This is a genomic window from Fodinibius sp. AD559 (genome assembly GCF_052712805.1).
The window spans coordinates 234,980-249,043 of the sequence record NZ_JBQPVW010000005.1 but is presented as its reverse complement, the minus strand read 5'-3'; the positions used below and the strand labels follow the sequence as shown (position 1 = coordinate 249,043).

Genomic DNA, 14,064 nt, shown 5'->3' with positions numbered 1-14,064 from the left:
TGCGGCGGTCCATTACAATAATAGGATTGCCGGAGCGGACAAACGGTTCGTAGAGGGTGGTCATAATCTCGGCGGCCTCCTCGCTGCCCGTCCCAATCACCACGCGCTCGGGGTATTTAAAGTCTTCGACGGCGGCTCCCTCGCGGAGGAACTCGGGGTTGGAGACCACATCAAATAGCTCCTCATCCACATTTTCACTAATCGCCTCTTCGACACGGTCGCCGGTGCCGACGGGAACGGTCGATTTGTTTACAATCACCGTATAATCGCTGATCAGTGGGCCGAGCTCGGAAGCGACTTGCATGACGGCCGAAAGGTCGGCTTGTCCGTCGCCGCCGGGCGGGGTCGGCAGGCACAGAAAGACGATGTCCGCGTCGGGGACGGCCTCGGAGATATCGGTGGTAAACTGCAGGCGCCCCTCCCGCTGGCTGCGGGCGAATATCGTCTCCAGGCCCGGCTCGTAAATCGGGATCTGACCGCCGGTTAGCTGTCCAACTTTCTCTTCATTAATGTCGACACAGGTGACGTTGTTGCCGGAATCGGCGAAACAGGTGCCACTCACCAGTCCCACATATCCCGTTCCTATTACTGCTATATTCATGTAGTTATCGTTCTATCTTTTTGACTTCTAATTTTAATTCGCCAGCCGGAACATCAACTTTTACAACATCATCAACTTCCGAACCTAAGAGGGCTTGTCCGATTGGTGATTCCACTGAAATTTTGCCTTTTTTAAAATCGGCTTCATCTTTTGAGACTAGCGTATACTGTACTTCTTTGTCTACATTGTGATTATAAATCGTGACTTTAGAAAGTAGATACACCTTATCGGTCTTGATGTCTTCTTCATCCAAAATACGGGCATTGGCAAGGGCGTTTTCGAGCTCAGCAATACGTTTTTCAAGCATCCCTTGGGCCTCTTTTGCCGCATCGTATTCTGCATTTTCACTCAAGTCTCCCTTTGCACGAGCCTCAGCAATTTCTTCCGCAATTTCTCTTCTTCCCCTCCCTTTTAAATCTTCAAGCTCTTCTTCCAGTTCTTCGTAACCTTCTCGTGACAGATAATTCTTATCCACGGTACTTATAGTTTAGTTTAAATCCTTGTTTGTGCAAGCTTTCAAATAATAAATGCCAGCCTATTCAGCTGACATCATTTTCTACAAAGCGCCTTAAAATACCATGATTTAGACTCTGTTTCCAAATCTAAATTTTGTACCTTTTTAAGCAGTTCTAACCTCAAATATCTTAGCATTTTGCAAAAGTTAAGCACCAAAGAAATCCTCGAACAAAACCTGGAACGCACAATTCCAGGTCATTTAAACAAGCTTAAAATCTTACTTCATAACGTTCGAAGTATGCATAACGTGGGGGCAGCTTTTCGCAATGCCGATGCCTTTGGCATTGATGAGATCCTAATGTCAGGATATACCCCTACTCCACCGCGTCCGGAAATCGCTAAGACAGCGATTGGGGCTCAGGAACATGTTGACTGGCAGCAAACAGAAGATCCCAAAAAACAAATTGAGGAGTTTAAGAATAAGGGCTATCACCTGGTGGCACTCGAGCAGATGACAAACAGTATTTTATTGCCTGATTACACAATACCAAAAGAACAGGATATCTGCCTTGTTTTTGGAAATGAGGTTACCGGTATTGATGATGATATCCTTTCTTATATCGATGATTTTGTAGAGATCCCCCAATACGGACACAAACATTCATTAAATGTGTCGGTTACTGTTGGCGTAGCATTGTATGGTTTTTTAGTTAAATATTGGTAGTTCTCTATATCCAAAAATTTGAAGATAAAGTGAGGCTTCAATTCTTTTGAAGCTCTATCTGTTCTCGCTCATTTACAATAATCTGCGGGGTACCTTTATGCATTTCAATAGTCCCAATTACACATATATAACGTTTTCCAAATTTTTGCCCCAGAGGAGTACCCCATTTCGATCTGTCCTCACCCCAGATTACGGCAGTAAATAGTTGGTTGGGATGAGGCTGACCAAAGTTTAAAAATGTGGGATTGCCACCAATTTCTCTTACAAAATCCGCTGATACTACTTTCCCACAAACTTTTGCAGGAGTTCCAATATGATTGATGGCCTCTGCAGCAGAAATCCGGACCTTTGGAGAAGGTATGGCTGGTTTCGGTTGATATATCCTTGAAAGGACCAATCCGAGGACCATCACTATAATAAGTATCGGTAAAATATATGGGAGGTTCTTTCTAATGTTCTTCATCATATCTACAGCAGTTCTGGTCTAAAATAAAGCACTTAACATTAGTAAAGTATCATGATAGTTATTCAGAAAAGTTAGATTCCAATGAGTAAGTCTAATAATAGTTTTGTTCAATACTATATAACCGGAAACTACAAGGGGTTTTATAAGATAAGAGAACGCATATTTAAGCTGTCGGCCAAAATAAACTGAACATTTAGAAATGGAGAAAAGAAATTTTTCACATCGGGACAGTTCAAAGAAGTACTTGAGAAAATGTTTACCCAAATAGATAACTTTCTGTCTGATCAGGAACCATCAAAAGCGAGCAATGAAGATATACCCTATTCCTAAATAGCTTAAGATTGTACAATTCAGCTTGCTGTTTTTCCTAATCAGACTCTTTAATTCAAAATTTATAAGGCCGGAGGGAATAGAACCTTACCTTTTCAAGGCCGAGTTTTTAATTATAGATTCTAAACCGTAAAATCCCCCTTTGGGCACGGCCGTTGAAAAATTACCACATGAGAACCGAAGGGGCCAGGGGGATGATCACAGATTTAAGCCTATTGTAAAACCGTTTTTAATTTTAAGGCCGATACTCTTATTTTCGAGCTCAGAAAATTAAATGCCAAATTATTGTCCATGTCCAAACGAACACTTGTTACTTCTGCCCTGCCCTATGCTAACGGCCCTATACATTTGGGACATCTTGCAGGCGCTTATCTGCCCGCTGACCTCTACGTCCGCTATAAACGACTAACAGATGAGGATATCATTCATATTTGCGGATCTGACGAACATGGTGTCCCCATCACCATTGCGGCTGAAAAAGAAGGTATAAGTCCGCAGGATATTGTAGACAAGTTTCACGAACGGAATAAACAGATATTCGAGGATTTTGGAATACATTTTGATTATTACGGACGGACGAGCTCGGAAGTCCATCACCAAACTTCACAGGAGTTTTTTACGAAACTTTATGAGGATGATGTTTTTGTACAGAAAACTGAAGAGCAGCTCTATGATCCCAAAGCCGAAATGTTCCTGCCGGATCGCTATGTAAAGGGCACGTGTCCCAATTGTGGATACGAAGAAGCGTACGGGGATCAGTGCGAAAGCTGTGGTACATCCCTTTCTCCCACTGAGCTCAAAAATCCCAAGAGTGCCATTACTGGAGACACCCCAGAGACTAAAGAAACAACGCATTGGTATTTGCCGCTCGGTGATTTTCAGGAGCGACTTGAAGAATGGCTTGATACCCGCGAGAACTGGAAGCCCAATGTAATGGGGCAGGTAAAAAGCTGGCTCAATGACGGACTTGCTGATCGGGCCGTAACCCGCGACCTGACGTGGGGCGTGCCTGTTCCACTTGATGACGCCAAAGGCAAGGTACTCTACGTCTGGTTTGATGCGCCCATCGGATATATTTCTGCAACCAAAGAATGGGCGGCCGAGCAAGGTAATCCGGATGAGTGGAAAGCATATTGGCAGGATGAAGATACAGACCTCATCCATTTTATAGGTAAAGACAATATCGTCTTCCACTGCATCATGTTCCCTGCCACACTTATGGCACACGGTAACTATGTATTACCTAAGAATGTACCGGCTAATGAGTTTCTTAATCTCGAGGGAAAGAAACTCTCAACTTCTCGTGGGTGGGCAGTATGGCTGGATGAATATTTGAAAGATTTTGACGCCGATCTTCTGCGTTATGTTCTGGGGACTACACTCCCCGAAGCCAAAGACTCGGATTTTTCTTGGCAGGATTTCCAAAATAAAGTGAACAGCGAGCTGGCTGATGTGCTTGGTAACTTTGTGTATCGTACAACCTCATTTACCGAAAACTACTTTGACGGTAAGGTCCCCGAGTTAAACAGCCCAACAGAAAAAGATCGAGAAACATTAGCGAAAATCGAGAAACAGAAGCAGAAAATAAGCAAAGCCTATGAGCAGTTTAAATTGCGCGAAGCTATTACTGAAACCATGAATTTAGCTCGTATCGGCAATAAATACTTTACCGATATGGAGCCGTGGCAAACCCGCAAAGATGACCTTGAAACCTGTGGTAATACGTTGCACGTATGCCTACAGATTACCGCTGCCCTGAGCATTCTATTTGATCCCATCCTGCCTAATAAAATGGCCGAACTGCGCAGTGAGCTCAATATTGCAGATGATATTAGCTGGGATATGATTTCTGACACTATTCTAAAAGGTGGCTCTAAGATTAAAAAAGGAGCTATTCTATTTGAAAAGATTGAAGACGAAGAAATCGAAAAACAACTTAATAATTTGAAAGAACGCGCGTCAGAAAACGAAAAAGAATCACAAGACAATTACGAACCGCTTAAGGAGAACATGGAGTTTGACAACTTCATGAAGATGGATCTACGAGCAGGAAAAATCATTGAGGCCTCAGCCATCGAAAAGGCAGACAAGCTTCTGAAAATAAAGGTGGATCTGGGTTTTGAGGAACGTATCATTGTCTCAGGTATCTCCAATAATTTTACTCCTGATGAAATTATAGGACAAAAAGTTTGCGTGGTTACAAACCTGGCTCCAAAGAAGCTCATGGGAGTTGAAAGCAATGGCATGATTTTGATGGCCGAGGAAGAGGACGGTTCACTAAAGTTTGTTGAAACCAACGCTGAACCTGGTAGTGTTATTAAATAATACCTTTAACCACTTAGAACACAACTAAGGACATAATCAGTGGTCTTATTGTCTTATTAATTGTTTTAAATTTAGCATATAGATACTTTGGCACCGGGTCACCCTGAACTTGTTTCAGGGTCTGCCATTTAAAATTACAGATCTATTATAAACCTGAATATAAGCCACAAGGCATCTTTGCGATAAATTGAGAATTTCTACTAAGTAGTTTATCCTAACTATCAAAAATATTACGGGTTTTAGATTATTAACATCTTTTCAAAAATTTGATTTGTAAGTAAGCTTCTTGCATTACATTTTACGGCGACTTTTATTTCAATGTTTATAAACCAAAACCAAAGAAACGGGGATCTGACTTTTGGCTGAAACAACATCTGCAACTCGGGGAAATTGGAATTCGAAAATGGGATTTATTCTGGCGGCAGCCGGATCGGCCGTTGGTCTGGGTAACATCTGGCGGTTTCCTACGGAGGTGGCATCCAACGGCGGCGGGGCTTTTCTACTCATCTATCTGCTGTGCTGTTTTGCGATTGGCTTTCCAGTGATGGTGGCAGAATTAAGTATCGGTCGAAAAACAAATCGCAATCCTGTTGGTGCGTTTAAAGCATTAAGCTCCAATAAATTTTATCCACTCATTGGTTTCTGGGGCGTTCTTTGTGGTGTGATGATTCTCTCCTTTTATACCGTGGTTGCAGGCTGGACGTTCAGCTATGTTTTTGAAGAAATACTCTTTTTCACGGGCTTTACCGAATGGGCGGCCTTATTTGCTGACGTCTCACATGGTGTTAAAAATGCCATTTTTTCGGTATTGTTTATGGGAGCTACCGTCTCTATAATCCTTGGAGGAGTAAGTGACGGTATTGAACGAGCAACTAAATTTTTAATGCCTGTCTTGATAGGGATTCTGCTTATTATGATTGGCTACGTTGCCTTTCAACCTGGAGCAGAGGTAGGATTTGCTGAATATCTCAAACCCGACTTTTCTATGATTTCAGCCCCCCTTGTTTTTAGTGCTATGGGACAGGCTTTCTTCTCACTTTCATTAGGGATGGGCGCCTTAATTACCTATGGTTCTTACCTGAGTAAAAAGGAAAATATTCCCGAAGCAGCGGCCTATGTAACACTTGCTGATGTGGGCATTGCCTTTTTAGCCGGACTACTTATTATGCCGGCTATGTATATGGCCGAATCTTTTGGAGTAAATATTTTTAATGACTCTGGAGAATTGTTAGCCAGTACAGATCTTATTTTTCAGGTTCTACCTGCCCTGTTTCATAGCTTGAGCACTACAGCAGGTCTTATTTTTGGAACCAGCTTCTTCCTTCTTTTGTCGATGGCAGCTCTTACATCAACCATTTCACTGCTCGAAGTCCCCACTTCTTATGTAATCGATGAGTTCAATGTACAACGCAAAAAAGCAGCTACCTTAATTGGTGGAGGGATATTGATTATTTCACTGATTATTTCTTTCGATATTTCCCTAATTAACTCCATAGACTTTATCTTTAGTACAGTAGGATTACCGCTCGGCGGATTCCTAATTTGCTACTTCCTGGGATATGTCTGGAAGGTTGAAAATGTCTTTAAAGAGTTAGAACAAGGATATCAAGGGTTGCACACATCCTTGTTCAAGACTATTTGGCCAATATTCATAAAGTATATTGCTCCTCTTGCTATTCTTTATAATCTGTTAGAGGCTATTGGATTCATAACATATATTCAAGAACTATTTTAAGCTTGTTATCTTTCATGTCTCATAGTATTTTTGGGCACTGAATTTGAAGATCATTAATTAAAGAATATGGCAAAAGTTTCTACATCAAATTTTAGAACCGGGATGGTTATTGAGCTCAATAATGAGCTTTATGAAGTTATTGACTATCAACATGTAAAACCTGGTAAGGGCGGTGCCTTTTTGCGCACAAAACTGAAAGGGGTTGTTAACGAAAAAAATATCGAAAAGAAATTCCGTTCCGGTGAAGATGTCGAAGAAATTCGGGTGGAACATCAGCCCTATCAGTTCCTATACAAGGATGGAAATTTATACTATTTCATGCACCAGGAAACATATCGACAACTGCCTGTTTCGGAAGAAAATGTAAATAAATCAGAATTTATTGCCGAAGGACAAGAATGTACCTTAGTCATAGATGTTGATAACGAGGAAGTGCTATATGCACAGCCGCCTGACCACATAACTGTGAAAGTTACCAAAACTCGTCCGGGCCTAAAGGGTGATACTGCTACAGGTGGTAGCAAACCGGCAACATTGGAATCAGGCGCCAAAGTACAGGTACCGCTTTTTATAAATGAAGGCGAAGAAATAAAAGTCGATACACGAACGTCAGAATATATTGAACGCGTAACATCAAACTAATTATATATCATGGATTTAAAAGAAATTGAAAATCTTCTGGACCTCATTGCCAAAAGTGAAGTCAATGAAGTCTCTATTGAAGAAGGGGATTTCAAAATAAAGGTTAAAAAGAAACCTGATATCAAGGAATCACCGGCACCGCAACAGATGCCAATGCAATATCAGGTTCCTGCCCAACAACAAGCTCCTCAACCCCAGCAGGCTCCGCAACAACCTCAACAATCGTCTGGTGGGCAAGATTCGTCGGGAGACTCTGGCGGCGACAGCCAACCATCCGGGGATGTGGTTAAATCACCTATTGTGGGTACTTTCTATCGTTCCCCCTCTCCCGACGACGATCCTTTTGTTAAGGTGGGCGATACCGTCGAAAAAGGGGGAACCTTGTGTATCGTTGAAGCCATGAAAATTATGAACGAAATAGAATCTGATTATTCCGGAGAGGTTAAGAAGATTCTTGTTGAAGACGGCGAAGCAGTAGAATTCGATCAACCTTTATTTATCATCGGGTAAAATCAGTAAAATTCATGTTTAATAAAATCCTTGTCGCCAACAGAGGCGAAATTGCACTTCGTATCATTCGTACATGTAAAGAGATGGGCATTCCCACTGTTGCCGTATTTTCTACGGCCGACCGTGACAGTCTTCCCGTAAAATTTGCTGATGAAGCGGTCTGTATTGGCCCACCTCCCAGTAAAGAAAGTTATCTAAAAATCCCCAATATTTTATCAGCTGCAGAAATTACCAATGCTGATGCCATACATCCCGGTTATGGATTCCTATCAGAAAAGGCCGAGTTTTCGCGGATCTGTGCCGAGCACGATATCAAATTTATCGGACCTGCTCCCGAAAGTATTGCTGCTATGGGAAACAAGTCAATGGCTAAAGAAACAATGGAAGACAGTGGTGTCCCTACTGTTCCCGGTAGTGAGGGCGTCGTAGAAAGTCTTGAAGAAGCTAAAGAGATTTGCGCTGAAATCGGGTACCCCTGTATTATTAAGGCATCATCGGGTGGTGGTGGACGCGGAATGCGTGTTGTCGAAGAAGAAAGCAACCTCAAGCAGGCATACAGCATGTGTAAAAATGAGGCTGAAACAGCTTTTGACGATCCCGATGTATATATAGAGAAATTTGTTCAGGATCCTCACCATGTAGAAATACAAGTTTTGGCTGATCAACACGGAAATGTAATCCATCTTGGAGAACGGGATTGTTCGCTCCAGCGTCGACATCAAAAGATTCTTGAGGAAGCTCCCTCTCCCCTTATGACTCCTGAACTACGCAAAGAAATGGGGGATGCCGCGGTTGATGCAGCTAAAGCAGTAGACTATGAAGGAGCGGGTACAGTAGAGTTTTTGGTCGACAAAGACCATAATTTCTACTTCATGGAAATGAACACCCGTATTCAGGTTGAGCACCCCGTAACAGAGGAGATTACCAATTATGATCTTGTAGCCGAACAGATCAAAGCTGCGGCCGGAAAAAAAATGGAACAAAAAGAGTTAAAAATGCGCGGTCACGCTATCGAATGCCGAATCAATGCCGAAGATCCGGAACACAATTTCCGCCCTTCTGCAGGGGAAATAGAAGTATTTCATACTCCCGGGGGGCACAGCGTTCGAGTTGATACCCATGCATATGCCGGTTACCGTATTCCTCCCCATTACGACTCCATGATTGGTAAGCTGATTGTAAGTGCTCCCACCAGAGAAGAGGCTATAAAACGGATGAAGCGATCGCTGGAAGAGTTTATTATCGAAGGTGTTAAAACAACTATTCCCTATCACATTCAATTGATGGAAGATGAAAACTTTAAGAAGGGAACCTTTAACACCAAGTATTTAGAAGAGTTTAAATTTAATCCTGACAACTGATTCAAACAATTTGATATGAGCTATCCCGCCGATTTAAAATATACCAAAGAACACGAATGGATACGAGATAACGGTGACGGTACAGCCACCATTGGAATTACTGATTTTGCCCAGAGCGAACTCGGCGATATCGTATTTGTCGAAATAGAACCGGAAGGTTTTGAATTTGACCAAGATGAGGTTTTTGGAACCGTTGAAGCTGTTAAAACCGTATCAGAACTTTTCGCTCCTGTCGCTGGAGAAATTATTGATATTAATGAAGAGTTGGAAATGGAGCCAGAGCTGGTAAATGATGATCCCTACGGCGACGGCTGGATGGTTAAAATATCTGTTAAAAATGAATCTCAGCTTGATGATCTAATGTCACCCGACGAATATGAAGAAATCGTAGCTTAATTTACACTGGCACCCACCCGGGTGCCTTCTCTATTTTACTCTGTTTTTATGCAACACCGCCCACAAAACTGGATACTAATTCTCGATTTTGGCTCTCAATATACGCAACTCATAGCACGACGTGTCCGAGAGTTAAACGTCTATTGCGAAATTCACCCCTTTAACAAAGATCTGACGACCTTTTCTGCTAATACTCCAAATGGAGTTATTCTTTCCGGGGGACCCAGTAGTGTAAATGACAAAAATGCTCCCAATCTAAATGAAGCAATATTTGATTGGGATGTCCCTATCTTAGGTATTTGTTACGGACTGCAAATATTGGCCCATAATGAAATACCGGGAAGCGTAGAAAAAGCAGATCGGCGTGAATTTGGCCGCTCAGAACTTATTGTGGATGACGATTCGGATCTGCTCGCTGAGATACCCGAAGAGTCTGTCGTGTGGATGAGTCATGGCGATCATATCAAAGAACTGCCCTCGAATTATGAAATTATTGCCCATACCGATAATGCTCATGTAGCTGCGGTACGTCACGCCCAAAAACCTATATACGGTGTTCAATTTCATCCCGAAGTCGTTCATACCGTACATGGAAAGCAGATTTTAAAAAATTTTGTGTACTCAATCTGCAAATTGAAAGGAAGCTGGACGGCCCGGTCTTTCATAGAATCTACTATTGAAGAAATCCGGGAAAAAGTTGGGGATGATCACGTTATTTGCGGCCTGAGCGGTGGTGTTGATTCCACCGTAGTTGCCACTCTGGTCCATGAAGCCATTGGTGATCAGCTTCAGTGCATTTTTGTGGATAACGGTGTGCTTCGTAAAAATGAATTCCAGGATGTTCTGGATATTTATGAAGAACAATTGCATCTGCCGGTAAAAGGAGTTGATGCCAGTAACAAATTCTTGGAACGCCTTGAAGGGGTCGTAGATCCCGAGATGAAGCGAAAGATCATCGGAGAAACCTTTATTGAAGTATTTGATGATGCCATTGCTCACGATAATTCCTATAAATATCTGGCTCAGGGTACACTCTACCCTGATGTTATTGAGAGCATTTCATTTAAAGGCCCTTCTGCGACGATCAAATCACACCACAACGTAGGCGGTTTGCCAAAAGAAATGAATCTTGACCTTATTGAACCGGTTCGAGAACTTTTTAAGGATGAGGTTCGAAATGTAGGCCGGGAGCTCGGCATTCCCGAGCATTTTATCAAACGTCATCCCTTCCCCGGTCCAGGATTGGCGATCCGTATTATTTCTGATGTCGATCGTGCTAAGCTTGAAATACTCCGAGAGGCTGACGACATTTTTATTAACGAATTGCGTAATAATGATCTTTATGATGAAGTCTGGCAAGCTCTTGCTGTGCTGCTACCGGTCCAAAGCGTTGGCGTAATGGGTGATGAACGAACCTATGAGTTTACGATAGGGTTACGAGCAGTTACCAGCGTGGATGGTATGACGGCTGACTGGGCTCATCTTCCCCATCCATTTTTAGCTCACGTATCAAACAGAATTATTAATGAGGTCCGTGGTATCAACCGCGTGGTGTATGATGTTAGTTCTAAACCGCCATCAACTATTGAGTGGGAATAAGAATAAATTAGAGAACAAAATAGCTCTAATTTAGTTAGTATAAGCGACACTGACACTACCCCTAATTATTCTTCAACTATGATTTTTCCGAACGTAAAAAAATTTCCGTTACTCTTTCTATCAATTGCTTTTTTCCTGTTCCAACTCTCCAATCTCTCCTATGCCCAATCTTTAGAGGAGGGAATAAATTATTACCAGCAGGGAGATTATGAAGAAGCTATACAAATTTTTAATGATATTGATACCCCTCAGGGAAGGTTGTTTTCAGGAAAATCATATTATAGCCTTGGTCAGTATCTAACGGCTAAAACATATTTAAATCAGGTTGACCAAAAGGCTGAGGATGAAATCTATCTTGAGGCAAAATACACGACGGCTTTGGTTGATTTTCAGCTTGGCTTGTATGGAAATGCACTTAATCGACTATACGATCTCAAAGATCAATCTATAAAAACGCAACTGGTAACCAATGGACGTCAGCTTTATAACGAAATCTTAGGCTATCTGACACTTAATCAACGAAAAACTGCCTTTCAACAGGCCAAATCCCCTGAAATTAAATACGACCTGATTAAAGCGGCCATAGGGTCGGTACCTCTCGAAGATGCTCGTACCCTTTATTCGCAACTTATACAGTCAAAGATTGATACCGCAAGCTCGGCCATGCAAGAGCTATCCGAAACCCTTGCTGATTCCATGAACTATGCCACCGAGCGCAGATATGACAATCAGGTTAACGCTCCGAAAGGTATCGTTTACGATCTTGGTGCTGCCCTCCCGTCTCACTCCAATTCCGGTTCTGAATTCGAGGTCGCACGGGGATTACACTTTGGATATATATTGGCAGCAGAAGAGTTCAATCAGCAGAACACTGATAAAAAAGCGTTCATCAGACATCAAAATACCTCAGCCAATATGGATTCTGCCGGACATGCAATGACCACCCTGGCTTGGAATTATCATGCAGATGCAGTACTCGGCCCACTTTTTTCAGAACCGGCTCACAAGATGGCTGACTTGGCTGAGCAGTATCAGATTCCATTAATAGCTCCGCTGGCTAATTCAGATACACTAAATGTAGACAATCCCTATGTGTACCAGGCCAATCCTACATTTACCTCTCATGGACGAAAAATGGCAGAGTACGCCGTCCAGAGTTTACGGATGGATACCTTGGCTGTATTAACGGAGAAAAACTCTCTGGGGGAAGCTTCTGCCTTTGCATTTAGAGACAAAGCTGAAAAGCTGGGTGCCAAGGTTGTACATTTCTTTGTTGAAGACTTGGAATCTCAAGGATATGATCTTACTGATTATACTAAATTTTTTACTTCAGACAGTGCTAAAATAGATAGCCTGAATAATTATCATCATTTGGATGGAATTTATGCCCCATTTACAGGTCAACCTGCCTCTACCCTTGCCGAACTGCTTCTGGTAGATATGGAAGCGATGGGGAGTGATATCCCGGTAATGGGTTCACAGGAATGGGGCAACTTTGATATTCCAGAAATTCAGCTTGAAAATCAGCCTATTTACTTTTCTGAAAGTTATTACATCAATCAAAAGAGTAAGCGAGTAGAACAGTTCAAAGAAATCTTCAAACAGCGTTTTGATACCGAGCCTAACCGCTTTGCCATGATTGGCTATGATGTTGCCTCATATGTATTAGAAACCCTAAAAAGCGTTGAAAATCCAGCTTATTTGAAGAATGCTTTGAAAACGCAGCCAATGTATAAGGGAATCATCAGCAACATCAACTTTAAAGGCGAGCACATCAATCAGGAGGTGAAAATCTTTGAAATGTCTAAAAATGGCATTCGCCCGGTATTAAAGCAGAATTAATTTTGTTTTTGTTCATTCATCCGCTTTATTCGGTATTGCTCTTGTAACCATTTTCGCCATTTGGCACTTTTGCGCTTATGCTCTTCAAAGGTTTTTGAAAAGGCATGCTCACCGCTTGGTGTTGCTACCATGTATAAATAGTCATGATTTTCAGGATAAAGTGCTGCTTTGATGGACGCTAAATCGGGATTGGTAATAGGTCCCGGCGGTAAGCCACGGTATAAATAGGTATTATAGGGATGATCAACCTGATAATCTTCATACAAAAGGCGTCTGCGTTCACCAATGGCAAAATTTACGGTCGGATCTGCCTGAAGGCGCATTCCCCTGTTTAGCCGATTCCAATAAAGTCCACTAATGGTTCTTTTCTCCTCTCCATTTCGAGCTTCCCATTCAATAATTGAGGCCAAGGTAACAATTTCATCCACCGATCGGTCCAACTCTTCCATCTGTTCTTGGTAGGACTCAACGACAGCCGTATCAAATTCATTTAAAATCCGCTCAAAAAATGATTCCGAAGAGGTGGTCCAGTACACAGAATATGTATTGGGTAATAGCCTACCAATAACGTCTTTTTGATCAAGTTCATGCTTAGCAAGTAATACAGAATCTTCAATTGTATGATGAAAAGTAAGCGAGTCAAACTTAAGTTGACTTGCCACTCTCTCTGCTATATCAGCTTTCCTTCTTCCCGGTAAAATGGTCACAGAAACCGGATCTTGAATTCCACGGCCCAATTTTGATAGAAACGCGTCATAATTGAAAGATTGGTCCACCAAATAGTGCCCCTCCTGGAATCTTTTCCAACCAAAGATACCAGCGGCCCATTTTAATTCCTCCTCGCTTTCAATTAGTGATGAATCCGCTAATATTTGAGCTAAATTCTCCAACTGTGTTGATTCCTCTAAATAAACTTGGACTGGCTTTTCAGCTGAAATAGCCTGTGAATTATATAATCGTAACCAGCGCGATTCTGCTACAAAAAATATTGTTGTAAGCAGTACCAGTATCCCAAAAATAAATTCATCACTGGAAAACAGTATGAAGCGTTTATTATTCAAAATAGATAGGTGGTTC

At 42.0% G+C, this 14,064-nt stretch carries 13 protein-coding genes; 9 read left to right on the top strand and 4 right to left on the bottom strand.

Annotated elements, in window-relative coordinates; all coding sequences use genetic code 11:
- Together ACQ4LT_RS11305 and greA are read right to left on the bottom strand one after the other, a co-directional pair.
- A partial coding sequence (locus ACQ4LT_RS11305) for a nucleotide sugar dehydrogenase (protein WP_445666158.1) occupies positions 1 to 601 on the bottom strand: 601 nt, incomplete at its 3' end.
- 4 nt (positions 602 to 605) lie between these two features.
- Positions 606 to 1,076, bottom strand: coding sequence for a transcription elongation factor GreA (gene greA / locus ACQ4LT_RS11300; protein WP_445666157.1), 471 nt, complete (start codon positions 1,074 to 1,076; stop codon positions 606 to 608).
- Positions 1,077 to 1,253: 177 nt separating this feature from the next.
- Here greA and ACQ4LT_RS11295 point away from each other — a divergent pair, with 177 nt between their 5' ends.
- Positions 1,254 to 1,781, top strand: a complete 528-nt coding sequence (locus ACQ4LT_RS11295) for a TrmH family RNA methyltransferase (protein WP_445666156.1) — start codon at positions 1,254 to 1,256, stop codon at positions 1,779 to 1,781.
- Between the two features lie 37 nt (positions 1,782 to 1,818).
- Here the strand turns inward: ACQ4LT_RS11295 and ACQ4LT_RS11290 are convergent, their stop codons facing one another.
- A complete protein-coding gene (locus ACQ4LT_RS11290) occupies positions 1,819 to 2,247 on the bottom strand; it encodes a hypothetical protein (RefSeq protein WP_445666155.1) in 429 nt (142 codons plus the stop codon).
- A gap of 621 nt (positions 2,248 to 2,868) precedes the next feature.
- On the opposite strand from ACQ4LT_RS11290, the gene metG reads away from it, so the two are divergent.
- From metG to ACQ4LT_RS11250, 8 genes are all read left to right on the top strand, one after another.
- Positions 2,869 to 4,902, top strand: coding sequence for a methionine--tRNA ligase (gene metG, locus ACQ4LT_RS11285; RefSeq protein ID WP_445666154.1), 2,034 nt, complete (start codon positions 2,869 to 2,871; stop codon positions 4,900 to 4,902).
- Positions 4,903 to 5,260: 358 nt separating this feature from the next.
- On the top strand, positions 5,261 to 6,637 hold the full coding sequence (locus tag ACQ4LT_RS11280) for a sodium-dependent transporter (RefSeq protein WP_445666153.1): 1,377 nt from the start codon (positions 5,261 to 5,263) through the stop codon (positions 6,635 to 6,637).
- A 66-nt stretch (positions 6,638 to 6,703) separates the two neighbouring features.
- Positions 6,704 to 7,279, top strand: a complete 576-nt coding sequence (efp, locus tag ACQ4LT_RS11275) for an elongation factor P (RefSeq protein ID WP_445666152.1) — start codon at positions 6,704 to 6,706, stop codon at positions 7,277 to 7,279.
- 9 nt (positions 7,280 to 7,288) lie between these two features.
- Positions 7,289 to 7,789 (top strand): acetyl-CoA carboxylase biotin carboxyl carrier protein, encoded by a 501-nt coding sequence (gene accB, locus ACQ4LT_RS11270; protein ID WP_445666151.1) that lies wholly within the window; start codon positions 7,289 to 7,291, stop codon positions 7,787 to 7,789.
- Between the two features lie 14 nt (positions 7,790 to 7,803).
- Positions 7,804 to 9,150, top strand: a complete 1,347-nt coding sequence (accC, locus tag ACQ4LT_RS11265; protein WP_445666150.1) for an acetyl-CoA carboxylase biotin carboxylase subunit — start codon at positions 7,804 to 7,806, stop codon at positions 9,148 to 9,150.
- A 15-nt stretch (positions 9,151 to 9,165) separates the two neighbouring features.
- Positions 9,166 to 9,546 carry a glycine cleavage system protein GcvH gene (gene gcvH, locus ACQ4LT_RS11260; protein WP_445666149.1) on the top strand — a complete coding sequence of 127 codons (381 nt, stop codon included), beginning with the start codon at positions 9,166 to 9,168 and terminating at the stop codon, positions 9,544 to 9,546.
- Positions 9,547 to 9,594: 48 nt separating this feature from the next.
- A complete protein-coding gene (gene guaA / locus ACQ4LT_RS11255) occupies positions 9,595 to 11,145 on the top strand; it encodes a glutamine-hydrolyzing GMP synthase (RefSeq protein ID WP_445666148.1) in 1,551 nt (516 codons plus the stop codon).
- 78 nt (positions 11,146 to 11,223) lie between these two features.
- Positions 11,224 to 12,987 carry an ABC transporter substrate-binding protein gene (locus ACQ4LT_RS11250; protein ID WP_445666147.1) on the top strand — a complete coding sequence of 588 codons (1,764 nt, stop codon included), beginning with the start codon at positions 11,224 to 11,226 and terminating at the stop codon, positions 12,985 to 12,987.
- Here ACQ4LT_RS11250 and mltG read toward each other — a convergent pair.
- Complete coding sequence (gene mltG / locus ACQ4LT_RS11245; RefSeq protein ID WP_445666146.1) at positions 12,984 to 14,048, bottom strand: endolytic transglycosylase MltG; 1,065 nt, start codon at positions 14,046 to 14,048, stop codon at positions 12,984 to 12,986. The genes ACQ4LT_RS11250 and mltG overlap by 4 nt on opposite strands.
- Positions 14,049 to 14,064 lie beyond the last annotated feature (16 nt).

Coding starts and splice junctions, on each gene's coding strand:
- ACQ4LT_RS11250 (WP_445666147.1), top strand. CDS start 11,224: ATGATTTTTCCGAACGTAAAAAAATTTCCGTTACTCTTTCTATCAATT.
- accB (WP_445666151.1), top strand. CDS start 7,289: ATGGATTTAAAAGAAATTGAAAATCTTCTGGACCTCATTGCCAAAAGT.
- guaA (WP_445666148.1), top strand. CDS start 9,595: ATGCAACACCGCCCACAAAACTGGATACTAATTCTCGATTTTGGCTCT.
- efp (WP_445666152.1), top strand. CDS start 6,704: ATGGCAAAAGTTTCTACATCAAATTTTAGAACCGGGATGGTTATTGAG.
- gcvH (WP_445666149.1), top strand. CDS start 9,166: ATGAGCTATCCCGCCGATTTAAAATATACCAAAGAACACGAATGGATA.
- metG (WP_445666154.1), top strand. CDS start 2,869: ATGTCCAAACGAACACTTGTTACTTCTGCCCTGCCCTATGCTAACGGC.
- accC (WP_445666150.1), top strand. CDS start 7,804: ATGTTTAATAAAATCCTTGTCGCCAACAGAGGCGAAATTGCACTTCGT.
- ACQ4LT_RS11290 (WP_445666155.1), bottom strand. CDS start 2,247: ATGATGAAGAACATTAGAAAGAACCTCCCATATATTTTACCGATACTT.